Source organism: Arsukibacterium sp. UBA5043 (assembly GCA_002415085.1).
Lineage (GTDB): Bacteria > Pseudomonadota > Gammaproteobacteria > Enterobacterales > Alteromonadaceae > Alishewanella.
Window position 1 is genome coordinate 65385 of sequence record DIBV01000003.1, and the last position, 26594, is coordinate 91978.

At 48.2% G+C, this 26594-nt stretch carries 23 protein-coding genes; 13 read left to right on the top strand and 10 right to left on the bottom strand.

Going from position 1 to position 26594, the window contains the following annotated elements:
- Positions 1-47: 47 nt before the first annotated feature.
- From B2Q61_RS03190 to B2Q61_RS03200, 3 genes are all read right to left on the bottom strand, one after another.
- A complete protein-coding gene (locus tag B2Q61_RS03190) occupies positions 48-614 on the bottom strand; it encodes a type 1 glutamine amidotransferase domain-containing protein (RefSeq protein WP_290621348.1) in 567 nt (188 codons plus the stop codon).
- 119 nt (positions 615-733) lie between these two features.
- The gene (locus B2Q61_RS03195) at positions 734-1192 is read right to left on the bottom strand and encodes a hypothetical protein (protein ID WP_290621349.1); all 459 of its coding nucleotides are present in this window, start codon (positions 1190-1192) and stop codon (positions 734-736) included.
- A gap of 113 nt (positions 1193-1305) precedes the next feature.
- Entirely contained in the window at positions 1306-1929 is a 624-nt protein-coding gene (locus B2Q61_RS03200) for a GNAT family N-acetyltransferase (protein WP_290621350.1), read from the bottom strand.
- 147 nt (positions 1930-2076) lie between these two features.
- On the opposite strand from B2Q61_RS03200, the gene B2Q61_RS03205 reads away from it, so the two are divergent.
- On the top strand, positions 2077-3075 hold the full coding sequence (locus B2Q61_RS03205) for an SMP-30/gluconolactonase/LRE family protein (RefSeq protein WP_290621351.1): 999 nt from the start codon (positions 2077-2079) through the stop codon (positions 3073-3075).
- A 267-nt stretch (positions 3076-3342) separates the two neighbouring features.
- Entirely contained in the window at positions 3343-3639 is a 297-nt protein-coding gene (locus B2Q61_RS03210; RefSeq protein WP_290621352.1) for a high-potential iron-sulfur protein, read from the top strand.
- Between the two features lie 57 nt (positions 3640-3696).
- Here the strand turns inward: B2Q61_RS03210 and folM are convergent, their stop codons facing one another.
- The 5 genes from folM to B2Q61_RS03235 all read right to left on the bottom strand — a co-directional run bounded on the left by folM (position 3697) and on the right by B2Q61_RS03235 (position 9178).
- Positions 3697-4464, bottom strand: a complete 768-nt coding sequence (folM, locus tag B2Q61_RS03215; protein ID WP_290621353.1) for a dihydromonapterin reductase — start codon at positions 4462-4464, stop codon at positions 3697-3699.
- 57 nt (positions 4465-4521) lie between these two features.
- Positions 4522-6426: a putative bifunctional diguanylate cyclase/phosphodiesterase gene (locus B2Q61_RS03220; RefSeq protein ID WP_290621354.1), complete on the bottom strand. Its 1905-nt coding sequence runs from the start codon at positions 6424-6426 to the stop codon at positions 4522-4524.
- A 127-nt stretch (positions 6427-6553) separates the two neighbouring features.
- The gene (gene arsJ, locus B2Q61_RS03225) at positions 6554-7801 is read right to left on the bottom strand and encodes an organoarsenical effux MFS transporter ArsJ (RefSeq protein WP_290621355.1); all 1248 of its coding nucleotides are present in this window, start codon (positions 7799-7801) and stop codon (positions 6554-6556) included.
- A gap of 2 nt (positions 7802-7803) precedes the next feature.
- The gene (locus B2Q61_RS03230) at positions 7804-8814 is read right to left on the bottom strand and encodes an ArsJ-associated glyceraldehyde-3-phosphate dehydrogenase (protein WP_290621356.1); all 1011 of its coding nucleotides are present in this window, start codon (positions 8812-8814) and stop codon (positions 7804-7806) included.
- Between the two features lie 19 nt (positions 8815-8833).
- Positions 8834-9178, bottom strand: coding sequence for a metalloregulator ArsR/SmtB family transcription factor (locus tag B2Q61_RS03235; protein ID WP_290621357.1), 345 nt, complete (start codon positions 9176-9178; stop codon positions 8834-8836).
- Between the two features lie 161 nt (positions 9179-9339).
- Here B2Q61_RS03235 and B2Q61_RS03240 point away from each other — a divergent pair, with 161 nt between their 5' ends.
- The 11 genes from B2Q61_RS03240 (at position 9340) to B2Q61_RS03290 (ending at position 20795) form a co-directional block, all read left to right on the top strand.
- Positions 9340-10074 (top strand): phosphate signaling complex PhoU family protein, encoded by a 735-nt coding sequence (locus tag B2Q61_RS03240; protein ID WP_290621358.1) that lies wholly within the window; start codon positions 9340-9342, stop codon positions 10072-10074.
- Positions 10075-10296: 222 nt separating this feature from the next.
- Complete coding sequence (locus B2Q61_RS03245) at positions 10297-10518, top strand: hypothetical protein (RefSeq protein ID WP_290621359.1); 222 nt, start codon at positions 10297-10299, stop codon at positions 10516-10518.
- 217 nt (positions 10519-10735) lie between these two features.
- Entirely contained in the window at positions 10736-11764 is a 1029-nt protein-coding gene (locus B2Q61_RS03250; RefSeq protein ID WP_290621360.1) for a substrate-binding domain-containing protein, read from the top strand.
- 170 nt (positions 11765-11934) lie between these two features.
- Positions 11935-13332, top strand: a complete 1398-nt coding sequence (pstC, locus tag B2Q61_RS03255; RefSeq protein ID WP_290621361.1) for a phosphate ABC transporter permease subunit PstC — start codon at positions 11935-11937, stop codon at positions 13330-13332.
- Between the two features lie 3 nt (positions 13333-13335).
- Positions 13336-14727, top strand: coding sequence for a phosphate ABC transporter permease PstA (pstA, locus tag B2Q61_RS03260; RefSeq protein ID WP_290621362.1), 1392 nt, complete (start codon positions 13336-13338; stop codon positions 14725-14727).
- A gap of 68 nt (positions 14728-14795) precedes the next feature.
- Positions 14796-15581, top strand: coding sequence for a phosphate ABC transporter ATP-binding protein PstB (gene pstB / locus B2Q61_RS03265; RefSeq protein ID WP_290621363.1), 786 nt, complete (start codon positions 14796-14798; stop codon positions 15579-15581).
- A gap of 254 nt (positions 15582-15835) precedes the next feature.
- Positions 15836-16945, top strand: a complete 1110-nt coding sequence (locus B2Q61_RS03270; RefSeq protein ID WP_019676530.1) for an OprO/OprP family phosphate-selective porin — start codon at positions 15836-15838, stop codon at positions 16943-16945.
- A gap of 111 nt (positions 16946-17056) precedes the next feature.
- Positions 17057-18649: a sensor histidine kinase gene (locus B2Q61_RS03275; protein ID WP_019676529.1), complete on the top strand. Its 1593-nt coding sequence runs from the start codon at positions 17057-17059 to the stop codon at positions 18647-18649.
- A complete protein-coding gene (locus tag B2Q61_RS03280; RefSeq protein ID WP_019676528.1) occupies positions 18646-19341 on the top strand; it encodes a response regulator transcription factor in 696 nt (231 codons plus the stop codon). The genes B2Q61_RS03275 and B2Q61_RS03280 overlap by 4 nt, the downstream gene beginning before the upstream one ends.
- Before the next feature lie 132 nt (positions 19342-19473).
- Positions 19474-20034, top strand: coding sequence for a hypothetical protein (locus tag B2Q61_RS03285; RefSeq protein ID WP_019676527.1), 561 nt, complete (start codon positions 19474-19476; stop codon positions 20032-20034).
- A 59-nt stretch (positions 20035-20093) separates the two neighbouring features.
- On the top strand, positions 20094-20795 hold the full coding sequence (locus B2Q61_RS03290; protein WP_019676526.1) for an OmpW/AlkL family protein: 702 nt from the start codon (positions 20094-20096) through the stop codon (positions 20793-20795).
- 52 nt (positions 20796-20847) lie between these two features.
- On the opposite strand, the gene B2Q61_RS03295 is transcribed toward B2Q61_RS03290, so the two are convergent.
- A complete protein-coding gene (locus B2Q61_RS03295; RefSeq protein ID WP_290621364.1) occupies positions 20848-23508 on the bottom strand; it encodes a TonB-dependent receptor domain-containing protein in 2661 nt (886 codons plus the stop codon).
- A 102-nt stretch (positions 23509-23610) separates the two neighbouring features.
- The gene (locus B2Q61_RS03300) at positions 23611-26298 is read right to left on the bottom strand and encodes a hypothetical protein (protein WP_290621365.1); all 2688 of its coding nucleotides are present in this window, start codon (positions 26296-26298) and stop codon (positions 23611-23613) included.
- Positions 26299-26594 lie beyond the last annotated feature (296 nt).

Consider the following 26594-nt stretch of genomic DNA (forward strand, 5'->3'; position numbering starts at 1 on the left):
ATTATAGGTGACATCAGGCGTTTGCAAACACCGATAGTAAATTTACCCTAAACATGATGCCGTCCTTCCCGGATCTCTTCCAGCAACTTTTTATTAAATGCCGGCAGGTCATCAGGGTTACGGCTGGTTACCAGACCATTATCTACCACCACCGCTTCATCTACCCAACTGGCTCCGGCATTTTTTAGATCGGTACTTATACTGCCATAAGAGGTAACCTTACGGCCTTTTAATACGCCGGCTTCTGCCAGTAACCAGGGGCCATGGCATATCGCGGCTACCGGTTTATTCGCGCTGTCACTGAAAAAGCCCTGGATAAACTTAATGGCACTGACATCCTGGCGTAAGGTGTCGGGGTTAATCAGACCACCTGGTAATACCAAAGCGTCATAATATTCTGCTTTTACGTCATCCAGGGTTTTATCAACTGTGACTTCGTCGGCCCAGTTTTTACCTGACCAGCCTGTGATCTCGCCACTGCGTTGCGAGACAATATCGACGTCCGCTCCGGCGTTAAGAAGGGCATTACGGGGTGAGGTTAATTCACTTTGTTCAAAGCCATTGGTCGCTAAAATGGCTACTTTTTTACCTAAAAGGGGTTTTGGTTCGCTCATAATCGGTCTCCTTTGACACTAAGCAGCGAGGCTGCAGTTAATCCAACAGTTACAACAATGCTGTAAAACTTCTACTTCGCAGCGGTAAAACTTACCTGTGGTGTTTTTGAAGCTGGTGTTTAGATATCTTCTAACCGGTTTGCGCCTTGCATCATTTGCTGTGCTTGTTGTTTTTGTAAATCGAGAACTTCCGCCAAAAGTTCTTTAATTTCTGATTTCTGACTGCGGTCGTACAGATTTTCATAAAGCAGAATGATGGTTTGATGCTGTTGCTCAACTTCGGTGATAATGGCATTGGTATCCATGGTATTAAAAGCATCATCACAAGCAGCTTCTGCCATCAGTGGATGCTTATCAATATGTTCTGTACACCAGGTATTTAAAGCTTTGTCTTCGCCAACCTCTTTAAAAGCGCGGATCCGGGTTGCCAGATCCATTTCTTTATCTGCAAGGTAGTTCAACAGCATCTGCGGACGTTTGTTTTGTTGCTGCTCAGCGGATTTGCTAAAACAGTTTGATAAGTGTTGGTAATAGCCAGCTGTCCAGTCGAGTAAACCGCGAATTGAATCCACTTTCATAATTTCTCCTCGTTAAAAAGCCGGCAATACTGCTGCCAGATGGTTTAATTAAAATGGTAAATGCCAGAACTATGCAAGGATGAGACCAGTGGTCAGCGAAGCGCAACGCTGAACTAGATGGCCGCGAAGTGAGACAAACGGGAATGCAGGTAATTTCGGCATAAAATTGCTTCGGCATAATCACCGGGAATGTCAGCGGGCTCCTGAGTCGTGTGGTAAATAGCAAAACCGGCTTTCTGATACGTAGCTAGCGCTGCCGGATGATCAGCCGAACAGGTATGCACCCAGACAGGCATCTTGTTAGCTGTGTTAGGCATGCTACGACTAAGCCATTGCTGGGCCAATGCAACGGCTGCTTGTGCCAGTTTAGGCCCCAGACCTTTACCCGTAAAAGCAGGCAGCAAACCAAAAAACTTTAGTTCAACGCTAGGGCCCTTTTCCAGATGAACAGTGACAGGGTGATAATTTAGCTCAACAAAGCCGGCGATAGTGCCCGCCTGATACAGCACCCAGGTACGAACGGAGTCTTTGTTTAAATAATCAAGCCATTGCTGATAATCCCAGCTAAGCCGGCTAAACCAGTGCCAGTGGTTACCAACCGCGGTGAATAAAAACTGGCTAAGTTCAGGACTGGGAACCGTTGCTTCCATTAACAGGCAGTCTGCCGGCAAGTGTGGCATTGGGAGTGTTGGACCCTGGTAATGCAAATACCATGTGGTAATCAGCTTATCAGACATAATAATTAATCGCCGTTAGATGAACACTGGCCATGCTAACAAAGCGCAATAAATTGGTAAATGTCATGCAGTCTGATAAAGGGTAGTACCGGGTTACAGATTCAGGGTAAGGTGTGAGTTATGCGACAGCTTATTTGGAGTTAGTAAATGAAGGCATTACTGTTTTTGAGTTTGCTCTGCTGTGTATATAGCGTCAATGTGTTTGGCCAGCTACCTGCACAACCGGTTTCTGTGCAGCAGCCAGAGATGTTGCAACTGGTGGCTACCGATGCGCAGCTTGAAATACTGGCAGAAGGTTTTCGTTGGTCTGAGGGGCCAGTGGTTGAACCAGACACAGGTGATGTATTATTCTCCGATGTGCCGGAAAATAAAGTGTATCGCTGGAACATACAAGACGGGTTAACCGTTTATCTGGCGCCATCAGGCTATACCGGCCTATATCCCGAAGATAACCCTGGCCAGGGGGCCAATGGTCTTATTGTAAACAATAAGCAGCAGTTGGTGCTGGCGCAACATGGCGACCGGCGCTTAGCGGTATTAACGGCCATAAAAGACGGCCGGCCACAGTACCAAACGTTGGTAAATCATTATCAGGGTAAGTTGCTGAACAGTCCGAATGATCTGGTGCAACACAGTAGCGGGGCCTACTATTTTACCGACCCACCTTACGGCTTAAAAGGCGGCGACAACGCCAGTCAGAAATCCCTGACGGCAAATGCCGTTTACCGCTTGGCTGTTGACGGCACATTAACAGCGGAGGTAACACACCTGAGCCGACCAAACGGCCTGGCATTTTCCCCCGATGAGAAATGGCTTTATGTCGCCAACTCTGAACAGAGCGCCGCCCAGTGGTGGCGCTATGCTGTTGCGCCTGATGGCAGCCTGGGGCCAGGCAAACTATTTTTTGATGCCACCAGTTACACCAACAGTAGCAGAGGCTTACCCGATGGCTTAAAAGTATTGCCATCAGGCCATTTGCTGGCAACCGGGCCAGGCGGGGTATGGGTTTTTACTGCAAAGGGTGAACATTTAGGAACTATCAAAACAGGGGTGGCTGCAGCGAATGTTGCTCTGTCACCGGGTAATCGCTATTTGTATATTACTGCAACTAACTATTTGCTGCGGATTGCCCTGATTGTGGATTGATGTAAGGCAAAAGAAAAAGCAAAGCCAGATAAGTCGGTTTTTGCCACTGCATGTTCAATAATTCATGATCAACTCAGCAAAGCGGCATATCTACTGTGGAATATGCACTAGTATTAACAGAATATGGCAGAAATCATAGGCGGCAGGCCGTTGCCAATGATGTTGTGATGGCCAGGCGGTTTTTTGTACTAATTTGTTGATGTTCATCAAAACCATCAGGCCTTTTAGCCAGTATTATACTTAATACATAATGCAGGAGAGTGAGTTATGAGCAACTTCAACCGTCGAACCTTTTTTAAAGTGTCTGCAGGTACCGTTATTGGCCTGACTGCAGGTGGCATAAGTTTAAGCGCGCTGGCCGCGGAACAACTGAAATTGGATGATCCCTTGGCAGCAGCCATGCGCTATACCCATAAGTCAGAAGTGGCGGGCCAGAAGTGCAGCAATTGCAATCTGGTCCAGGGTGAAGCTGGTCAGGAATGGCGGCCCTGTGCTATTTTCCCTGGCAAGCTGGTGGCCAGTGAGGGCTGGTGCGCGGCTTGGGTTAAAAAAATCGCGGCGTAACCTATGCAATAATAAAAAACGGCCGGCGCCGTTTTTTTTCGTTCAGGATCACGCTGTTTAAGGCAGTTTTAAATGTCTGCCGCCGTCAAGTGGCAGTATCCTGCCGGTGATATAGTTACTGTGTAGTAAATATAAAATAGTCTGCAATACTTCATCTGGCCCCGGTGCTACGGCCATTAGTGATTTTGCCAGTGCTTGCTGGCGATAAACGGCATCGTCATTTTCGTTAAACATTACTAATGCTGGTGCGATGGCATTTACTTTAACTTTCGGCGCTAACTGTCGCGCCAGCGACAATGTCAGATTTTCAAGCGCAGCTTTTGATGCAGCATAAGCCTGATGTTTGCTGCTGCCAACGCTAGCCACAAAATCAGTTAAGTGAATAATATCGGCGCCGTCGGTACTGGCAAGTAATTTAGGCAGTAAAGCGCGGTTCAGTAAATAGGGCGCCCGGGCGTGAATATGCTGCATCGCATCAAATACTGCAGCATCTTGTTGTAACTGCGCTGACATTGTTTGGCTATCGCTGGCGTACTGCCGGGGCAAGTCCGCTTGCCAGCTGGACGCATTATGGATAATTGCCCGGATGGCCGGGTAATTCTGTAAAGCTGCAATGAAGGTGGCCATACTTTCAAGCTGGTTAAAGTCAGCAGCGATACAATGGGCACCCGCTTGCTGCAATGCAGCAATACCAGCAGTCATTTTACGGTAACTTACCAGTAACTGATAACCCTGTTGTTGTAATGCAGCGGCACAATGTAAGCCAACCCGCTGGCCCGCTCCGGTAATAACAATAAGGCCTTTAGCTGAGTGAGATTTTTGCATAAGTGAGGCTTTGTTATAAGATAAAGCAGACTATACGCAACAGAGGCTGATCAGGTTTTATTTTCTGGTTTCATTCATGATTTCTGCACTGACATAGCCCAGAAAGTCAGATTCAGGCAAAGGCCTGGCCCAGTAAAAACCCTGCCCCTCGTCACAACCCAGCAAGGCCAGTTGCGCCGCAGTAGCACTGTTTTCAATACCTTCGGCCACCGTTTTCAGGCCCAGGCTCTTACTCATCTGAATAATCGCCCGTACCAGTGGCTCATCCCGCTCGGATAAGCAGAGTGACAAGATAAAGGATTTATCAATTTTCAGCCTACTGGCATTAAAGCGGCGTAAATAGCCCAGGTTTGAGTAACCTGTCCCAAAGTCATCGATGGAGAACCGAAGACCTAACTGGTGCAACGCTGCCAGTTGCCGGGCAATATTGTCGCCTTCACCAATCAGCAATGACTCGGTTAACTCCATTTCCAAAGCATGTGCCGGTAAGGCGGCAGCACTCAGTGCTTGCTGCACCTGCTGCTCCAGCTTGCCGTCACGAAACTGGACATAAGATAAATTAACCGCGATGGTAAGGTTGCTGTAGCCTTGCTGATGCCAGCGACTGCAAGCAAGGCAGGCTTGCTGCAATACCCATTCGCCAATTTCAACTATTAAACCGCTACTTTCCGCCAGCGGAATAAACTCGTCCGGGGTAATCATGCTGCCATCGGCCTGCGGCCAGCGCAGTAAGGCTTCAGCGCCGATGATTTGCTGATCACTCAGTCGGATCTTTGGCTGAAAATATAACTGAAATTCGCTGTTTTTTAATGCTTTACGCATCAGTTGCAACATATTGAATTTGTCGATGCTCGCCTTGTTCAGTGCATCGTGGTAGAACCGATAAATGTTGCGGCCATCAGCTTTGGCCTGAAACATTGCCATATCAGCATGTTTGCAAATTTCGCTGAATTCAATGCCATCTTGTGGTGCAACTGCGATACCCACCGAGCCAGAGATTTCTATCATATTTTGCATAATATAAAACGGGGATGTTGTTTGCTGCAGTAAGGCTTCAGCTGTAGCCGCTAACGCTTCATTGCTACTGAATCCGGGTACCAGCAATAAAAACTCATCGCCACCGAAACGACACAGGATGTCATGCTCTGATAATAAATTCTCCAGCCTCCTGGCTAACTGCTGCAGTAACAAATCGCCCGCCGCGTGGCCCAGCGAATCGTTGACCGGTTTAAAGTTGTCTAAATCGAGAAATAGCACAGCGAGCTGCTGCGAATTGCTCAGACACTGGCTGTACAGTTGCTGGAAATGTTGCTGGCATGATATGCGGTTGGGTAGCGCGGTGAGGGGGTCATGCAGGGCTAAGTGCTCGATATGGGCCTGACTTTGTTTTACCCGGTGATTTTCAGCGTGCAGGCTGGTCATCAGGCGTTGTTGGTCACGGTACAGCAGATAGACGCTGACACCGGTTACCAGTAAAATTGCCGCCACGAACACAAAGTGTGCCGCACTGATGGTAGGGATAACCGGAGAAACGATGCCGCTAACCGCAAGATAGGTAAGTGAGGCGCAAAAAGCCAGCATAAATGCGATCAGGGAAAAAAACAGTCGGCTATTGCCGAGCATAGCAGCAAACACCAGTACGCCCGGGTAGCCCATTAGCGCCAGGTCTCTGATGCCACCAGAAATAAATGCCAGCGCCGACAACATCAGACACATGGCCCACAGTAATACTACTGTGGCTGCCGTAACATGGCGTTGATAGGCAAAGATGCCTGCCAATGCCAGCGTAAAACAGCCAGCAACCAGCACCCATTTCGTTGTACCGTCGGCCACAGCCACCGCTAACACTAAGCTGAACAGGGTCAGACCTATTATTTGTAATAAACGGTTGGTGCGCAGCTTCTGTGACTGATTTGGATAATTAATAGCAGATTTCTGACTATGTTCAGAGTTATTCGGCATTCAAGTCGATACTACATTTTTATCGGGTTTCTTTACTGTAGCCGCATTTTTTATGATGCGCGAATTACCGGGAGTATTTATTACGGCTGTGACTAATGACGTGATACTAACTGGCTGCCGGAGTGCCTTACTTAGATGGCGGGTTGTTTTTATTATTGTCAGCAGTAGCTGTTTCGCCGATGGCAGGCAGCATTGCCGAAATAAATACGGTCAGTACCAGCATCGCTGTTGAGACCCACAAACAGCTGGCAAGCCCGGCAGTCTGATAAAGCCAACCTGACAGCACAGTACCCAGTAGCCGGCCCATGGCATTGGCCATATAGTAAAAGCCAACATCCATGGAAACACCATCACTTCTGGCATAACTGACAATTAAATAGCTGTGCACAGCCGAGTTAATAGCAAACACCACGCCAAACAGCATTAACCCTGCTGACAATGCCAGTTCAATTTGCCAGTTGGCGCTAAGTGCCAGGGCAATCAGTCCGGGAATAACACACAGTACCAGGGCCCATAATGTGACTGTTTTACCATCCGGGAGAGTGTTTTTACCCAGCAGCAGCGGGGCGATACTTTGCACAGCGCCATAGCCAATAACCCACAATGCCAGAAAACCACCTACGGTCCAGTGGTCCCAGCCAAGGGTGCTGGCTAAAAAAAGTGGCAGGGCGATAACAAACCAGACATCGCGGGCACCGAATAACAGCATCCGGGCCGCCGATAAAATATTAATGGCCCGGCTTTTCGATAGCATTTCACTGAATTTAGGCCGGGCAGTGCTTTTTCCCAGATCTTGTTTTAATTTGATTAAACTTAAAGTCCAGACCAGTACCAAAGCCCCGGCCATAGCCAGAATGGCCAGCTGGAAGCCAATTAAACTGAGCAACAGGCCGCCGATAAAAAAACCCAGGCCCTTTAACGCATTTTTGGAACCGGTCAGTAGCGCCACCCATTTAAACAGCGTGCCCTGCGCCTCAGTGGCCACCAGCATTTTGATGCTGCTTTTAGCGCTCATTTTGTTTAAGTCTTTGGCAATACCTGACAATGCCTGCGCGGCCATGACCCAGGGCACCACTAAGTAGGCTGCAGGGAGTAACAGCATCGACAGCGCGACAATTTGCAAAAACAAGCCAATATTCATGGTGTTATTTAAACCAATTCGCGCCCCCAGCCAGCCACCGACCAGGTTGGTGATAACACCGAAAATTTCATAGAACAAAAACAGCATGGCAATGCTCAGGCCACTGTAGCCCAGGCTGTAAAAGTGCAGCACCACCAGCATTCGCAGTGCACCGTCGGTCAGGGTGAATGCCCAGTAATTAGCCGTTACCAGTAAATACTGGCGTACCGCGGGGGAGAGTGCTGCCAGACTCATGTTCAGGCCTGATCCTGCAAACCGACCATTTTTGCCAGCTCGACCGTACGGTTAGCGTAGCCCCATTCATTGTCGTACCAAGCATATATCTTTACCTGGGTACCATTAATCACCATGGTGCTCAGGGCATCGATAATGCTGGAGCGTGGGTCGGTTTTGTAATCAACCGACACCAGCGGCCGGGTTTCAAAACCGAGAATGTCTTTCAGTTCACCTTCTGCTGCCGCTTTGAACATTGCATTTACTTCTTCGGCAGTGGTCTCGCGTTCCACTTCAAATACGCAGTCGGTGAGCGAGGCGTTGGTCAGCGGTACCCGCACCGCATGGCCGTTTAAACGGCCTTTTAATTCCGGAAAAATTTCAACAATAGCCGTGGCTGAGCCGGTCGTCGTCGGGATTAAACTGCTGCCACAGGCCCTGGCGCGGCGTAAATCCTTATGCGGGGTGTCCATAATGCTCTGGGTATTGGTTAAGTCATGAATGGTGGTAATTGAACCATGCTTAATACCCAGTTGTTCATGGATAACTTTGACCACCGGCGCCAGGCAGTTAGTGGTGCAGCTGGCCGCAGTGACTATCTGATGTTTAGTTTTGTCATACAACTGATGATTAACGCCCATGACCACATTTAACGCACCGGCTTCTTTTACCGGAGCACTGACCACTACCCGCTTTACGCCTTGCGCTAAATAATCCTGCAGTGCGGCAACGGTTTTCATTTTACCAGAGGCTTCAATAACCAAGTCGCAGCCTGACCAGTCGGTATCGCTGATGGTTTTATTATGACTAACAGCAATGGTTTTACCGTTGATCACAATGTTACTGCCCTCAGCGCTGGCATTATGGCGCCAGATACCATGCACCGAATCAAAATTCAGCAAATGGGCATGGGTAGCCGCATCAGCGGCCGGATCGTTAATCTGCACAAACTCCAGTTCAGGCCAGTCAAAGGCTGCGCGCAGTGCCAGGCGGCCAATCCGGCCAAAACCGTTGATACCTACTTTTATGCTCATGTCAGTTTCCTTGTTATTGTCAGCAGCAACTCTGTGAAGCAGGGCGCTCTGATACCAGGGTAAGTTGTTGCCGGCAGGGGGCAAGATAGGCCGCATTTGCCAGCAGTGTTTGTTGTAACACCTTCTGGGCCCAGGCGGGCAGCTCAGGGTGCAGCGAATAAAACACCCACTGGCCACTGCGCCGATCCGCCAGGATATTGGCTTTTCGCAGCTGAGCTAAATGGCGGGAGATTTTTGGCTGACTCAGCTGAAGGGCAGTCATCAGCTCACAAACACACAGCTCTTGCTGCGCGGTGATTAACAGCAGGCTTTTTAACCGGGTATCATCGGCCAGGGCTTTGTAAAATACTAGGGGGGTGAGCATAGGGCTGCGGTACCGGATGGCTTAATATGCGAATAATCATATATGCATTTTTCCATATGTCAAGCTGCAAGGCTGCACATGGCAGCTTATTAAGCTGCACTTTACCGTTGGCAGTGGCAGCGTTAAGATGCGGCCACTACCCTATTGCCTTAGGAACCACTATGCAAAATGACAGCCCGTCAGAATCAGCCAGCAACCACACTGAGCCAGATAGCGGCCAGGCAGGCTTCAGTGCTGAAATGGCCCAGGCAAGGCAGCGGTTGCAAGCGGTCAGTAGCCTGGCCCTGCAACAGTTTGAACAGGCATTGAGCGCTTACCAGAGCAATAATCAGCGTCAGGCACAGCAGGTGCTGAGCCAGTTGCAACGTGCTCATGATTTTGAAGTGGCAATGGATGATCATTGTCTTGATATGTTAAATCATACCGCCAGCGATCGTGAATTAAGATTGGTGCTGGCGTTGTTAAAAGCGATCAGTGATATCGAGCAGATTTGCAACCAGAATGTGCAGATAGCCCAGCAGGTGCTGCTGAACTCAACATGCCCGCCGTCGCCACAGCAGCTGGCTGCTATTGATACTCTTGCCACGCCGGTGGGCACGATGCTGGGGCTGGCCCTGGCGGCACTGCAGCAATCCAGTACAGCAAAGGCGGAGCAGGCGCTTGATATGGCTGCAACGGTGAATCAATGTTATGGCGCGATTTTACGGCGCAATCTGGCTGAAAATAGTCAGCAACCGGATCAGCTTGATGCGGTTTTAGGGGCGAACTGGGTGGCCAGAGCCCTGGAACGGATCGCCGAGCACAGCGTTAACCTGGCCAGGCAGGCCATATATATGGCCAGAGTCAGCAGGGGGCAGTCAGCCCGGATTGAATTACAGCCACGACGCCCCCGATAATGTCTGCTGCGGCCCAAAAATTGACATTTAACAAAACGTTAAACAACATGACGTAATTATGACGAATTGAACATTGCTGCCATCATAATAAATGTATGTGAAACAATGGTTTATTGTTATTTTAAAAATATCATCAACCTTCACTAAACTGTAATAAAAATATGCTAGACAGCCGGTGCTGTGCTGACTATAGTCTGGATAAGACGTAGCAGGAGTACAGTGATGAAAATGAATAAAAAGCACCTGGTGACAGTATTAGCAGCGGTAGCACTTGTTGGTTTATCTGGTTGTTCCAGCATGAGCGAACAGCAATACACTTATGTAGTAGACAATGACCGGCTGACAGAAACCAACAGTCTAACCCGTACCTCAAAACATACCGGCCATGTGGTGTGGTTAAACCCGCCAACCAAAAGAGTTGCGGTTAAGAAAAAACAGGATTAAACCGAGTTGCACCGCGGTAGCAGAATTATACTGCGGTAAATAGTTAATCTGGCCAGGTTGACCATAATGCTTCAGTTTTATTCAAAACCCGCTTTCGAGCGGGTTTTTTTATGGCCGTAAAGTGGCTGAACAGGATGGGGAGGGCTGTCATATTACTGCAATAAAAGTATCGCATACTGTGCAGTATCAAATGCATCTCATACTGAGGATCGATCAAATGAAAATGAATAAGCTTACTAAACTGATTGTTGCTTCTGCCGTCAGCCTGGCGTTTGCTGGGCAAGCTCAGGCAAATCGTGACACTGTGCAGGTGGCTGGCTCGTCTACTGTGCTGCCGTTTGCTTCTATCGCTGCTGAAGAATTTGGCAATAATTTTGCGCAGTTCCGCACTCCTGTAGTCGGTTCCGGTGGCTCTTCAGGTGGTTTACGTCAATTTTGTCAGGGTGTTGGCACCAACACCATTGATATTGCTAACTCTTCACGGGCTATTCGTCCGGCTGAAGTAGAAGCGTGTAATGCCAATGGCGTTAACAACATTATCGAAGTGAAAATTGGTTACGATGGTATCGTGTTCGCGTCACGGATTGATGCAGGCATCTTTAAATTAAAGCCAGAACACGTGTTTCTGGCCCAGGCTGCTCAGGTGCCGCAAAACGGCAAAATGGTTGCCAACCCTTACACTAACTGGCAGCAAATTGATAAGTCTTTACCAGATCAGGCCATTTTGCTAGCTATTCCGGGTTCAAACCATGGTACCCGTGAAGTTTACGAAGAAAAAGTTATTCTGGATGGCTGTAAAACGTTTGCAGAAGTGCAGGCACTGCCAAAAGCGGAGCAAAACAATTTTTGTTTAGCGATGCGTACCGATGGCAGCGTAGTGGAAATTGCCGGTGACTATACTGAGACATTGGCCCGGCTGCAGGCACAGAAGAATGCCCTGGGCGTGTTTGGTTTAAGCTTTTATGAAGCAAACCGTGACCGGATAAAGGTAGCAACAGTAAGCGGTGTTGAACCGACCGTAAACAATATCATCGCTGGCACGTACCCGGTTTCACGTCCGCTGTTTTTCTACGTAAAAGGCGAGCATATCGGCGTTATTCCGGGCTTGAAAGAATTCGCTGAATACTTCGTCTCTGATGCGGCTTCAGGCTTTGGTAGTCCGCTGGAAATGGCAGGCTTAATTCCACTTGATGATGACGAGCGCGCCACCATTATTGCTAACATTCGCGCTAAAAAGTCGCTATAACTGTTTTAGTAAGCTAAAAGAAGCAAGAGGACCATGCGGTCCTCTTTTTCTATTTCAGTAATATGACAGTGGCTGTAATAAAACTGCAATATAGGCGCGTTAAGCTGGCGCGGCTTATTTAAGAAGTATTTATCCCTGTGGGATAATCCGGATTGGCGAATGGAGCAACCATGAGTAATTTTTCGTTAATTGTACTGCTGCTGGCATTGATGGCTATAGGCTATCAGCTTGGCATGGTGCGCAGTCGCAAGGTTGCGATAGTTAACCCGCAGCAAAAAATGCACTCCAGACCGCATCATTACGGCATGATGGTCGGCTTGTGGGCCGTTATCCCGGCGTTTTTCATTCTGGTACTGTGGACACTTTTGTCCCCTGGGGTGATAAACGGTATGGTGGCCGCCCAGTTGCCTGCAGAAGCGTTAGCCGCAGAAGGGTTAACTGCCGATGTGATTATGCGCCGGATCAGCAATCTTGCTACTAATTTTGGTGTGGTGGCAGAGGCTGAGCAGTGGGAGCTGGCCGCTGCTGCGTATATGCAACAATTACAAACGAGTAGTGCGTTACTGTTAACGGGTCTGATGGCAGCGATAGCCGCAGCGGGTTTGTTTTTCAGTTTTAAACTCATTCAGCCTCATTTGCGGGCGCGCCATCAGATCGAACGCACCGTTAAAGCCGTGCTTATAATCTGCTCCACTGTTGCCATTTTAACCACTATCGGCATTGTGCTATCAATGGTGGGTGAAACCATCAAGTTCTTCAGTTTTATACCGCCAGCAGATTTTTTCCTTGGCACTACCTGGAACCCACGCTTTTCGACGACAGGCGTCGCTGAAGGTTCACTGACCGGAAGTCAGGGAAGTTTTGGCTTGCTGCCGTTGCTTTCAGGTACGATGATGATTGCGGGTATCGCGTTGCTGGTCGCAATTCCCCTTGGTTTAATGGTGGCGATTTACCTGGCAGAATATGCACCGGCCAGCTTTCGCGCGACGGCGAAACCCATTATTGAAGTGCTTGCTGGTATTCCCACTATTGTTTACGGCTTCTTCGCACTGGTAACGGTGGGGCCATTTTTAGCCGATTTTGGCGCCAGTATTGGCCTGACTATCCGGGCGACGTCTGCACTGACAGCCGGTGTGGTAATGGGCATTATGATTGTACCTTTTATCTCATCGCTCTCTGATGACATTATTACTCAGGTGCCTAAGGCGCTTCGGGATGCATCGCTTGGCCTGGGGGCGACGAAATCGGAAACCATTCGCAAAGTGGTGCTTCCTGCTGCGCTGCCAGGCATAGTGGGGGCGGTGCTGCTTGCTGCCAGTCGGGCTATTGGTGAAACCATGATTGTGGTGCTGGCGGCGGGTAACAGCCCGACATTAACCGCCAATCCGTTTGAAGCCGTGTCAACGATAACGGTATCGATTGTTAACCAGTTAACCGGTGACAATGACTTTGCCAGTCCTCAGACCCTGGTCGCTTTTGCATTGGGATTAACCCTGTTTGTCATTACCTTGCTGCTGAATGTTGTAGCGCTGGTTGTTGTGCGTAAATATCGGGAACAATACGAGTAACTTATGACTGATAACAAACTGAGCTCCACCGACCAAGATGTCGCTGTTGAACCGGTGTTACTGAGTAAAACCCAGCAACAGGTGGCGGCGTCACTGGCTCGGCGGCACCGTCAGGAAAAGCTGTTTAAAGGCGCTGGGCTGGGGGCTGTCATTATTAGCCTGATCCTGGTCGCTATTTTGTTTGTTAATATTTTTGCCAAAGGTGTGCCCGCATTCTGGCAGGCGCATATTACGCTTGATATTTATTTCGACCCTGCCGTCATTAGTGTCAGCGAAAAACCAGTGCAAGGTGGCGATGAAACAGATAATGAATTTCGGCAGCGTTTTATTGAATGGCAAACTGAAGTCGGTATGGTTAACTTTAACCGCTTAATTCTGGAAGGCTTGTATCAGGTGTTGCCGGAAGCTAAATCACGTGAGTATCGTCGTGACGCAGCGCGGATAGTGACCTCAGGTGAGCGCTACGCCGTGCGCGATATGGTAATAGAAAACCCCGATATCATCGGCCAGACCAAAACGGTGCATTTGCTAACTGACGCAAATATAGACGTCTGGTTAAAAGGCAACATTGATCGCAGTCTGCCTGACTCGCAGCAGCAGCTAAGCCCGAAGGTGCGGCAATGGGTTGAAATGCTGTCAGCGCAGGGCGTTATTGAAAATCGCTTCAGTTTTGCCTTGTTTATGAATCCCGACTCCCGCAGTTCGCCCGCATCTGCCGGCCTGGCGGGTGCCTTCGTCGGTTCGCTATATATGATGCTGGTAGTGATTTTTCTGGCTGTGCCAATGGGCGTAGCAGCCGCGATTTATCTGGAAGAGTTTGCGCCAAAAAACAAGCTTACTGACTTAGTCGAAGTTAATATTAATAACCTGGCGGCGGTACCGTCTATCGTGTTCGGTTTATTGGGCGCATCGGTCTTTATTGGTTGGTTCAAACTGCCGATGTCGGCACCGATAGTTGGCGGCCTGGTATTGAGCTTAATGACCTTACCTACTGTAATAATCGCGACTCGCTCGACCCTTAAAGCCATACCACCGTCAATCCGCCAGGCGGCACTGGGGTTGGGGGCGTCTAAAATGCAGGCAGTTTTTCATCATGTGTTGCCACTGGCTATCCCGGGCATTCTAACCGGCGCCATCATAGGCGTGGCACAGGCTTTAGGTGAAACAGCACCATTATTACTTATTGGCATGAAGTCTTTTGTCGCACAAATACCGGCCGGCCCGTTCGAGCAGTCGACAGCGTTACCAGTACAAATATATTTGTGGCAGGGCAATGAGCTTCGTAACTTTTTTGAAGCCCGTACTTCCGCTGCTATTATCGTATTGCTGGCGTTAATGTTGACATTAAACGGGCTGGCCATCTGGCTGCGTAAAAAATATGAAAAACGCTGGTAGGTCTGACGCGCAGCGCAGCCAACTCGAGCAAATTAACTGAATAAGTGGTAACTACGGCGGATTTAGCGATGACAGCAATTGAGACAAACAGCATTGGCAAGGTAAAAATGACAGCGCGTGATGTCAGAGTTTTTTACGGCGACAATGAAGCTATCCATGGTGTTGATCTGGATGTAATAGAAAACGAAGTTATTGCCTTTATCGGCCCTTCAGGTTGCGGCAAGTCAACGTTTTTACGTTGTCTGAACCGGATGAATGACACCATTGATATTTGCCGGGTAACCGGCAGTATTAAAATGGATGGTCGGGATATTTATGACCCGTCGCTGGATGTGGTGCAATTGCGGGCGCAAGTAGGAATGGTATTTCAAAAGCCAAACCCGTTTCCAAAATCGATTTATGAGAATATTGCTTACGGTCCGCGCCTGCACGGCCTGGCCAGCCGTAAATCAGAACTGGACGATGTGGTCGAGTCCAGTTTACGCCGCGCCGGCTTATGGAATGAAGTGAAAGATCGGCTGGATCAGCCTGGCACCGGCTTATCCGGTGGCCAGCAACAACGGTTATGTATTGCCCGCAGTATTGCCGTCAGCCCCGATGTTATTTTGATGGATGAGCCGTGTTCAGCACTGGACCCTATCGCGACTTCGATTATCGAAGAGCTGATTGACGAGTTAAAACAAAACTTTACTATTGTAATAGTTACCCACAATATGCAGCAGGCCGCGCGGGTGTCAGACCGTACTGCCTTTTTTCACCTCGGTGACTTAATTGAAATTGGTGCCACCAACGAAGTCTTTACCAACCCTATTAATAAGCGAACTGAAGATTATATTACCGGGCGCTACGGTTGAGATCGTTGCGATGTCAAAAGCGCTAAAAAAGGGAGCATTCGCTCCCTTTCTGTTATTTTATTATAGACTTGGCTATCTGACTAAACTGATTAATACTTCCTATAGTGATGGTAGTAGCATGCTGTGTATAGACAGTCATAAAAACATCATTTTAGCGTCATAAAAATGCCACGCTGTCATTAAAGTGTCATTAAGCTGAAATATACTCTCTCGGTAAACATTAGTTACATCTTTAACCTTCAAAAGGAATAGTAATGAACTCAATGAGCAAAATCACTGTTGCGATACTTTCGGCCTCAATTGCCGGAAACGTTCTGGCGGCAGATATTGAAGTAGAACCACGAGGTCGCCTGCACCTCGATGCTGGGTTTGTCAATGATGACCAAACAGAATTTGGTAATGGCGTTAATGTTCGTCGGGGCCGCATGGGATTACAAGGTAATTTCTCATCAGATTGGCGCTTTGTCATCGAATATGATTTTGCTGAAGGTGGTGACGCGAGTGCTACCGATGTAAACCTGCGGACAAAATTCGCCGGTGGTTCATTGACTATAGGCCACCAACGGTTGCCGTTTAGCCTTAATACCCTGACGAGTTCAAACTCTATGACTTTTATGGAGCGGGCAAGTGGTTCAACAGTGATTACGCCTGACCGTAAGTTAGGCGTTCGTTTTGATAAAACCTTTGGTGATATTACTTCAGGCTCGATGGCTTTTGGCAGAACCATGAATACTGAAAGCGATGCTGGAAAGGACGACAGCATGGGCCTGGCGCAACGTCTGGTTTATCACCCCAAAATCGATAATATTCAGTACCACTTTGGTGCGGCAGTGGTGTATCAGGATTTAGGCGACTATAACAGCTTGCGTTTTCGGGACCGCCCTGAGTTAAGAATTGATCCGGCCATTCGTCTTATCGACACCGGAACGCTCAATAACGTTGATAATCTGATCACTACCGGACTGGAGTTTGCAGCAATTAATGGCGCGTGGTCATTTGAAGCTGAAGCATTATCAGTGAATACATCCTCTGCAGTGCAGGATCTTAGCTTTAGCGGATACCACATGCAGGCAAGTTATGTGATAACTGGAGAATCGCGTTCATACAAAAACGGCTCATTCAGTGGTATTAAACCAAGCTCAGCAAAAGGCGCAATTGAAGTTGCCGCCAGATACTCTGTTACTGACCTTAATGACGGTGTTGTTATGGGTGGCGAGCAGAAAAATCTGACCGTTGGCGTTAACTATTACTTAAGTAGTAATATTCGTTTTATGAGTAATATTGTGTATACTGATGTTGATACAGCTTCAGGTATCAATGAGGAGCCTATAGGTTTTGGAGTTAGGGCTCAATATCACTTTTAAAACATTAACTATTCAGAAAAACCCGGTTTAAACCGGGTTTTTTTCATCTTTAATCATTTACCTGACGTATAACTTCCAACAATAAAAAAGTTTATCCGGAGTATAAGCTCGATGTACCGAAACCGTTTACTACTTTCTTTTGGCTTACTGGTTATGTTTTGTATTGTTCAGGCCGTTGCTGCTTTCTGGACCTCTGGTATTGCCGCTTATCATGTTGAACGCGGCAGAGTATCAAACCAGATGTTGGCAGAGTTTATTGCCCTGGGTGCGGATAAACAGCGTTTGAAGGTTTGGCTGGCACAATACTTACTTACTAATGATGCTCCACTGGCCGAGCGTGACCGATTGATGGCACAAATGGAGCTAATTCTCAGCAACTTACAAACGCTATTGGTTAATGACCAACAATTGTCAGATAGCGAGCAGGATCATCAGGAAGTTAACAAGCAGGTCAGGGCACTCTCTATTCTTGAAACTAACATTTTTGCGTTAAAACGAAGTTTATTGGATAAAGAGTCGATTACCCTAAGTGAAGCAGAGATATGGCGATTACTGATCCAAACTTTTGATAAATTAGAGGGGCTGGATTTAAAAAGCCTTATTGCCGAAGCGATAGAACTGCAGCGGCAACGGGCATCTAAAGCAGAGTCAGCGGCGGTTGACGCGCTGTCAAAAGTAAGAACTATTGTACTGTCGCTGGCCGTATTTGGCAGCCTAACCGCAGTTTTGCTCGCGGTGCTTTTGTTAAGGGCGCTGTATTCACCGATTACTCGTTTACTTGAGGGTACCTCGGCTGTAGCGTCAGGTAATTTTACTCACCGGATAGCCGAGTTGGATGACAAAGAATTCAGAAATGTTGCGACAAGTTTTAACACTATGTCTGCAGCACTGGAACAAGCAAGGCAAGCAGAGCTGCGGCATACCCTTGAAGTAGAGCAGGAAGTGTCGTCCCGCACCGCACAGCTTAAGCATGCATTGGAGCAGTTAAAGCATGCTGAGGCGCAACAAAAGCAATTTTTTGCTGACGTGAGTCATGAATTGCGTACGCCGGCAACCGCAATTCGTGGTGAGGCAGAAATAGGACTCAGAGGTAAAGAGAAATCAGCAGAAGAATATAAAGAGACGCTAAGGCGTATTCTCGATGCTGGCGCCGCACTATCGGGCAGAATTGATGATTTGCTCATGTTAATTCGTGGCGAGAATAGTATGGCGCTGCTCGATGTAAAGTCAGTGCCGCTGGTTGAGGTTGCGACTCAGCTGGTTGGTCAAGTCCGCAGAGAGTCGAAAGTTCAGGGTAGGGAATTACGTCTGCATTTTGACGATGCAATAGAAATGTCAGACCATAGCATTCAAGCAGACGTTGGAAAATTATTACAAGCGTGGCAAATTCTGTTTGACAATGCGTTGCGGTACTCGCCTGCTAACTCCGCGTTAGATATGGTTGTATGCATCAAAGATAATCAATTTGAATGTAGTATTACAGATTATGGTATTGGCATAGCGGATTATGAGCTTGGTAACGTATTCGACCGGTATTATCGGGCAGATAATGCCAGAAAACTCCGGCCTGATGGCTTGGGAATTGGCCTTTCGCTGGTAAAGTATCTGATAGAGCAGCACAAGGGACTGATTCAATTAGAAAGCCGTTTGCATCAAGGTACTACTGTCAGCATTAAAATCAGCATCGAGGGCATGTCCACATGAGTATTGTCATTATTGAAGATGATGTCCGGGTTGCGAGCTTTCTTGAACGAGGCTTGAAAAGTGAAGGGTTTCTGGTTCAAACCTGTGCTGATGGCAAGGGTGCTATTGACCTGGTACTGCAAGTTCAACCCGCGGTAATTATTTTGGATAGAATGCTACCCAATATTGATGGTATAGAACTCTGTAGTCGGATGCGAGCCAGAGGAATAAAAGCCAAAATTCTGATTTTATCAGCGCTGAATGAAGTGCAGGACCGAGTGTTGGGGCTAAACAGTGGTGCGGACGATTACCTGGGTAAGCCATTTGCATTTGAAGAGTTGCTGGCAAGAATTCACGTATTGTCTAAAAGAGATCAATTCGCGCAAGTTGATAATATTGTTCATTTTGGTGAGCTGGCATATGACAAATCCGCGTTGCAGGTTAGCCGGTCAGGCAAGATCATCAAGTTAACAGCAAAAGAGTTGCAGATGCTGGATTTTTTAATGTCTCAACCTGGGAAGGTGTTTAGCCGTGAGCGTATTCTCGCTAACGTATGGGGAATGAATACTGATCCTTTAACCAACGTAGTCGATGTTTATGTCAGGCGCCTGCGTAGAAAAATTGATGAAGACTACACGAAAAAGTACATCCACACATATAGGGGGCATGGTTACAGTCTGAATGATGTTGCTCCGGATGCTGCAATCCAATAGTGCAGCGTTGCTGCACACTATTGTCATGTTCTGTTAATGATAAGGCATGGCGTTCGTTAATCTTATTGTAAAGAAGAATGCCGCACCACAGAGTAATAATGACCTCGCTGATTAAATAACGTAGAGGTTTATATGAAATTCACTTTAACAAAACTATCACTGTGCGCCGCTGCTGTTTTAATGTCTTCCCTGGTTCACGCCGAAAAGATTGTCAACAACAATATTACTCTTGACGAAGTTAAGGCTGCCCAGCAAGCTTGGGGTAATGCATTGATTAATATCAGCAATGCCCACGAGGCGGGTGGAGTAAAGGCGGCTAAATCTGTGGCTAAAAAAGTGTTGGACAATGCATACGGCTACAACTTAGGCGCGGTATTATTCAAGCCCACCCTGGCAAATGGCGAGCAGACATTCCGGACAACTTATGACGGTGCGTTATCTTACTTTGTAGCTGACGACAAAAACTTTGCTCAGGATTCAGGTTTCGCTTTAAAAGGATGGAAGGAATATGCCTTTAACAATGCTGCAGTCTATATCAATGGCGACGTGGCCCTGACCATGGGCCATGTTCATGTTACTGACCGATCAGGCAATAAAACCACAGTAGATAAAACCTGGGGCTTTAAAAAAGCCGCTGATGGTTCGTTGCGAATAGTTCTCCATCACTCGTCACTGCCATACTCGGCAAACTGACCTGTCCCCCCCTTTTTTTGATGAAAAGGGGGTTTTTTTAATTTATCTGAGAAAGAATTATGAATAAAAGCACTAAAACGTTGATTGCCTTTGTTGTTGGCTTTTCTGTTTTTAACGCTCAGGCACAGTGGTCAGTAAACGTTGGCCCAATTACGGTGGCTCCAGATGCCAGTAGCAGTAACCTTAATGTGGTTGAGCAAGTGGCAGCACTGCCTGTAGGTTCTACCTCAGTCACGGTAAATGATAACACTCAGCTTGGCATTACAGTTGATTATGCTTTTAATCGATACTGGTCAGCCAGCGTGGTTGCGGCCACCCCATTTTCGCACAATATCCATGTTGCGGGTTCAGCGATAGATGGTCTGGAAATTGGTAATACAAAACACTTACCCCCTACAGTATTTGCCCGTTTTTATCCGCTAACCTCAACTACTGATTTTATGCCCTTTATCGGTGTCGGCATTAATTATACTCATTTCTTTCAGGAGTCTATTTCTGCTGATTTACGCCAGGCGCTGACTGATCTTGGCGTTGCAAATGCACAAGACAATTTATCTCTGAATTTGGAAGGCAGCCTGGGTTTAGCTTATCAGGCCGGCTTTGACTGGCGGATAAACCAGCAATGGGGAGTACATCTTATGCTTAGCATGATCGATATCGAAACTGATGCAGAAGTGAGATTAAATAATGCAGCGATACAGCAAGTTAGAGTTAAAATTGACCCTTTAGTCAGTATGTTTGGCGTTAAATATTATTTTTAAAAGCAACAAAAAAGCCACCGTAGTTATACGGTGGCTTTTAACGTTCAAATTGCTAGTATTTATAAGAGAAGCTTAAACTGTAGCTCTGGCCTTCAGTGCGCTGCTGCAGAATTTCACCCTGCTGCAAAATTTCCACTTCTTCATCCAGTAAGTTTTTCAAGCCCAGTTTTACGGTCATATTCTCCAGCGGCGTGAAACCATAGGTGAAATCCAGTGAATTAAAAGGCTGCTCAAAGGCATCGTCTTTGTCGTTAACCCCAGCAAAGGCTATCCGCTTACCGAATACGTTATAGGTAAGGGTGGCATTATGCTGGTTATTGTCAGAGTCAAAGCCCAGTTGCAGGTTAGCAACATACTTGGAATGGCCGCTTAAGCCCCGCGTCAGGTTGGTTAAATCCGCACCCGGAAACGGTTGAATGCTGATTTCAGATTCACTGACCGTCAGGTTGCCGGCGACAAAAAAGTTATTGGCAAATTTACCGAATTCGCCGCTAAACATATCCAGTTGCTGTAAAAACTCAGCTTCCGCACCATACACCTTACCACTTTGGGCGTTACGGAATGACATCAGCAAGTTGCCATCAGAGCCCGATAGTTCGATAGCTTCAATCGGGTTTTCCAGGTCCTTATAAAACAAACCAAAGCTGTAGTTGCTGCTGTCGTAGTACCATTCTAAGCGGGCATCAAAACTGCCGATGTCGGTGCTCTTCAGGCCGGCAAAACCGGTTACTTTAAAGTCGGTTAACGGGTCAACGTACAATACCGGTGTTACTTCCCGTAAATCGGGGCGTACCAAAGTTTTGCTGTAGCCAAAGCGGGCCTGCAGGTCATCATTGACAAACCAGGTTAATGACAATGCCGGGTAAAAGCCATCTTCCAGTAACACAGAGTCAGTAACGGTACCACTGACAGTGCCATCGGCAGTAAGTGGCAATGAAATCTGTTTAAAATCTTCATAGCGCACGCCAATGTTTAACCGGAACATGTAATCGTAGTTAATTTCCAGGGCCCCATAGCCGGCATCAATCATTTGCGCAGCCAGATAGTCATCGGCCTGGGTAGTAACGTTAGAAATTTTAAAGCCGTTCGCCGGGTTTAAAATATTGCTGTCAGAGAAGATTTCCGAGAAGCTGCCTGACAGTTGCTCAAGGCTATAGCCTACGGTATCAAAGTTAAAGCGGTCGGTCTGGGCATTACGGCTACGCTCAAAGTAACTGTAACCACCGCTGAAGGTCATTTCTGCTTTACCGAATGTTAGCGGTAGCATCACATTCCAGCTCAGGTTTTCAGTGTTATCTTTCATATCACTGAAACTGTAATTGACTGCATTCTGATTGCGGCGCAGAAATGAAAATACCGAACCATCGTCCTGGGTTTCGTTCAGGTATCGATATTCCACTTCACCGGGCGCATTGCGGCGTGCTTTGGCATCGGTGTATTGCCAGTCCAGCGCTAAATCCATTAAGTATGGGAAGTTATGCTTGCCCCGCAACTGATTACTCAGCATGGTACGCTCTTCATACAGAATGCTGGTATCGGTATTAGAACGGTTAGTCTCGTTAATGGTTTCGATACTGTCGCCGTTTTTAATCTTAATTTCGTCTTTGGTGTCGCTAAGATAGATGGTTGAGGTTTCCAGCCGGTGATCAACCCCCAGCTCTAAACCGAAATTCAGCATTCCCGACAGTTTCATCTGATGTTCAGTACCTTTAATATCGTCGTACCGATTCAGCGGCACCAGATTACTGCCTGATACTGAGTAATAGCGCTCGCGCTCGTCAATGTTTTGAGTGGAACGGTCGTAGCTAAGGCCGGTCATTACTCCGAATACCACATTTTTGGCCAGATCAAAGCGGGTGCCAAAAGAAGCGCTGGCATCAAAGTCAGGCTTTACCGTGGTGCGGCTGATATCAATATCGCGATTAAAGGCGGTACCCAGCTCTCGCACTATGGTTTCTGCCTGGGCCAGCGTGGTGGCATTAATGCCGCCTAAGGCTTCAGCGATGTTAACCGGCGTCAGAACACCATATTGTTGCTGGGCAAAAGCCAGTGCCGGCGAAATACTGCGCTGACCATCGTCTTTACCGCGCCAGTCATCACCACCACCGACATAGTCAAAGCCATCATCGCTGTTCAGGCTGTTATAGCCGGCGCCGACTGAGACATTAAAACTGGTTTGCAGTGGAATAGCAGTGGTGCGGATATTAACATTACCACCACCAAAAGCTGCCGGCAGCTCCGGTGAATAGGCTTTCTGCACCACCAGGCTTTCAATAATACCGGCCGGAAACATGTCCAGCGGAATAACGTTGCGGGTTGGGTCCGGGCTTGGCACCATGGCGCCATTTAATAAGGTACTGGAATAACGCTCACCTAAACCACGCACATAAATAAATTTATCTTTTACCAGGGTTAAGCCGGTAACCCTGCGCAGGGCGGCTGCAGCATTGCTGTCGCCGGCGCGGGAAATTTGCTCCATACCGAGTACTTCTGCTACATAGGCTTGCTCACGACGTTCTGCAGCAGCAGAGGCAGCAGAGCTCATCAGGCGGCCGGAGACAGAAATACGTTCGACATCTTCCTGCCCGGCTTGAGTGGGTTCTGGCGTTTCTTGTGCAATGGTATTTAACGACATCATCGCAGTGGTCGTGCCTAAGGCCAGCAAAACGCTGCGACCAACACGGCTGAAACTAAATTTTTGAATGCTGCTCATCTGAACGTTGTCCTATCAGCTTAAAACGGTTACTAGTCTTGGTATATCGAATGTCTGAATAAGAAAAGGCACTGCCGGGTTGCCCCGGCAGTGCCGATTTGCTTAGTCTTCCAAGCCAACTGTCCAGCCAGCTGTCCAGTCATTGCCGGCTTCAACTGCACCGATAAAATCAACGGCTTCGAAGAAGCTGTCAACGGCAGACATATCTTTCGGGGCGGTGGCATCGATGGTAAAGATTCCGTCTAATACCGCAGCCTGATTAGCTGCCACACTATTGCCTTGCTGAGCCAGGAACCACTGTTCAGTGGTGGTACCGTTGCCCAGGTCGCCTTTGAATGGCTCGGCACAGGCAATGACCGAGTGGGTCATGGTTAATGAACCGGCTGCTGCCAGGGCTTTGGTTTCGTTTGAATCAAATTCCAGACATTCGCCCATGGTCTCTGGTCCGGTGATAACAAAGTTAGCCAGCTGTGCGTTAGTACCAGCGCGCAGTAATACGCCTTCTGAATCGTCGTCACCGTCAAAGCTGTTACCGATAATGGTCAGGTTAGCAACAGTAGGATTGGATACCGGCGTGGCAGTGAAGTTGCCAGACTGGTTATCGGCTTCAATGCCGCGGTTAGCCTTGGCGCCATCGGCAGCGTGTTTTACCAGCACGAATTGCAGTTTGCCGTTCCAGCCATCTGCCCAGTCTACTGAGTCGTCGCCGTTAGCAGTTAACACCACGTTTTTACAGCTGACGCTACCGCCGAACATTTCGATACCATCATCCACGTTCTGGTGTACCTGGATATTGGAACATTTTGTGCCTGAACCGACGCCAGCAAAGGTGATGCCGTTCAGTTCGTTATCCGGGATAACTTCAAAACCAGCATGCTTAACCACCACATAATTTAAGGTACCGCTGTTATCAGTGGCATTGGCACCACCGTAGGGGCCGGCTTCGCCTTCTGCCTGAATTTCGCAGCTGGCTAAATCTGCCTGATTACATTTGTTGCTCGGCGCGTTACCCAGTAGTACTAAGCCACCCCACTGACCGGCAGCGGTTGGCGAGCCGATAATGTCCTGCACTGAGGTCATGACGATAGGGTTGGCGGCGGTGCCGTTAGCTTCAATTTTTGAGCCCCGGGTAACCACCAGGAAGTCGGCACCTGATTTACCGTAAATCCGCACACCGGGTTCAACAGTCAGGGTGGCGGCAGTAGTTTTGTCCACACCAATCCGTACCCGGCCACTTAATACATAGTCAGCGCCGGCCGCCAGGGTCACGTTGGCTGTAATGTCACCGGTTAACTGACAGTTTAAGCGACCTGATAAGCTGTTAACTTCGCTGGTGCCGGCAGGGCAGGCGGCTAAGTCATCTTCCGGGTGCAGCCCGACCGTCCAGCCTACTGTCCAGTCTTCTTCACCGTCAAAGGCGCCAATGTAATCAACATTGTCAAACCAGCTGTCAACGTTGTTTGCGACGTTGTAGCCGTTACCCAGGGCCGGTGAATTCGGCGCAGGGATATAGCCACCTAATAAGGCGTCACCAATAATGTTGCCGGGCTGAGCACGGAACCAGGCGTTGGCATCCAGCGTGACGTTACCGGCGTCATCTGTCGAGTTTTTGGTCGGCTCTGCACAATCCAGAATTGAGTTGCGGAAGATAATTTCGCCATTGCCAGTGTTGGTTACTGACTCAGCAGAGTTAACTTCAAAACATTCACCCATGCCCGCCGGGCCGGTGACAATAAAGTTGTATAGCTCACCGGCCGTACCGGCGCGCAGTAACACGCCTTCTGAGTCATCTTCACCATCGAAGTTATTGCCGATGATGGTCATGTTGGCAATCCGTGGCTTCGATACCGGTTCAGCGGTAAAGTTACCGGACTGGTTGTCGGCTTCAATACCGCGGTTAGCTTTGGTATCGTTCGGGTTATGACGTACTAAAACGTGCTGCATCCGGCCACTCCAGCCATCTGCCCAATCTAAAGAGTCATCGCGGTTGCCGGTTAGCACGACGTATTTGGCGTCTACGGTACCGCCGAAAAACTCTACACCGTCATCCAGGTTGTTATGTACCTGAATATATTCAACCTCAGTACCACGGCCGACGCCAGCAAAGGTAATACCGTTTAGTTCGTTGTCCGGGATAACCTCGAAACCGGCATAGCGTACCTGCACGTATTTAAGAGCGCCGCTGTCATCTTCCGGATCGGCACCGCCGTATGGGCCGGCTTCACCTTCTGCCTGAATTTCACAACTGGCCAGTGCAGCCTGGTCGCATTTGTTGCTTGGTGCGTTACCCAGTAATACCAGGCCGCCCCATTCTGCTGATGACTCGTTATCTGATAAGCCCAGCATGTCGTTAACGGAGGTCATAACAATGGGCGCGTCGACTGTACCTACTGCCTGGATTTTCGAGCCGCGGGCTACTACCAGATAATCGGCACCGCTTTTACCGAAAACAAAGGTGCCAGGTTCAATAGTCAGGGTGGCACTGTCAGCGTTATCGTTACCGACAGTAACTTTGCCGCTTAGTGACCATGCAATATCATTGCTCAGGCGGGTGTCGCTGGTAATGGTGCCGCTGATTTCACACACTGGCAAATTAACACCGGCCAGGCTATCGCCTTCGGTGGCAAATGCCGGACAGTCTGATACCACTGGTGGCGGGTTACCGCCACCGCCGCCATTGCCGCCGCCGTTATCATTGACACCAGTATTAACGACTAAATCGCCGCCGCAGCCAGCCAGTATTAACGCTGACGCGATTGCGCTTAGTTTTAACAGTTTGCGTAATGCCATTACCATCTCTCCGTTGAGTTGTTATCGGTGTTGCCAATTAAGTTGCAGGCACCCTACAGCAGCTGAATGACGCTTTTATTACATAAATGCGACGCCTGGGTTACAGTGGCAGCAACGTGTGGCGGTCTCTGGTGTGGCATCAGGTTTGTCAAAAAAAATTCATTTTACTGTCATGTAATGGTGAGCAGCCTAAGGTTTTAATATTGTGACAATTGTTATTTAGTTGTGTTTTTGGCTGACGGTTTCCGGGTTAGCTAAGATTAACCTCGTGTTTTCATAAAAATGTCATAAACTGC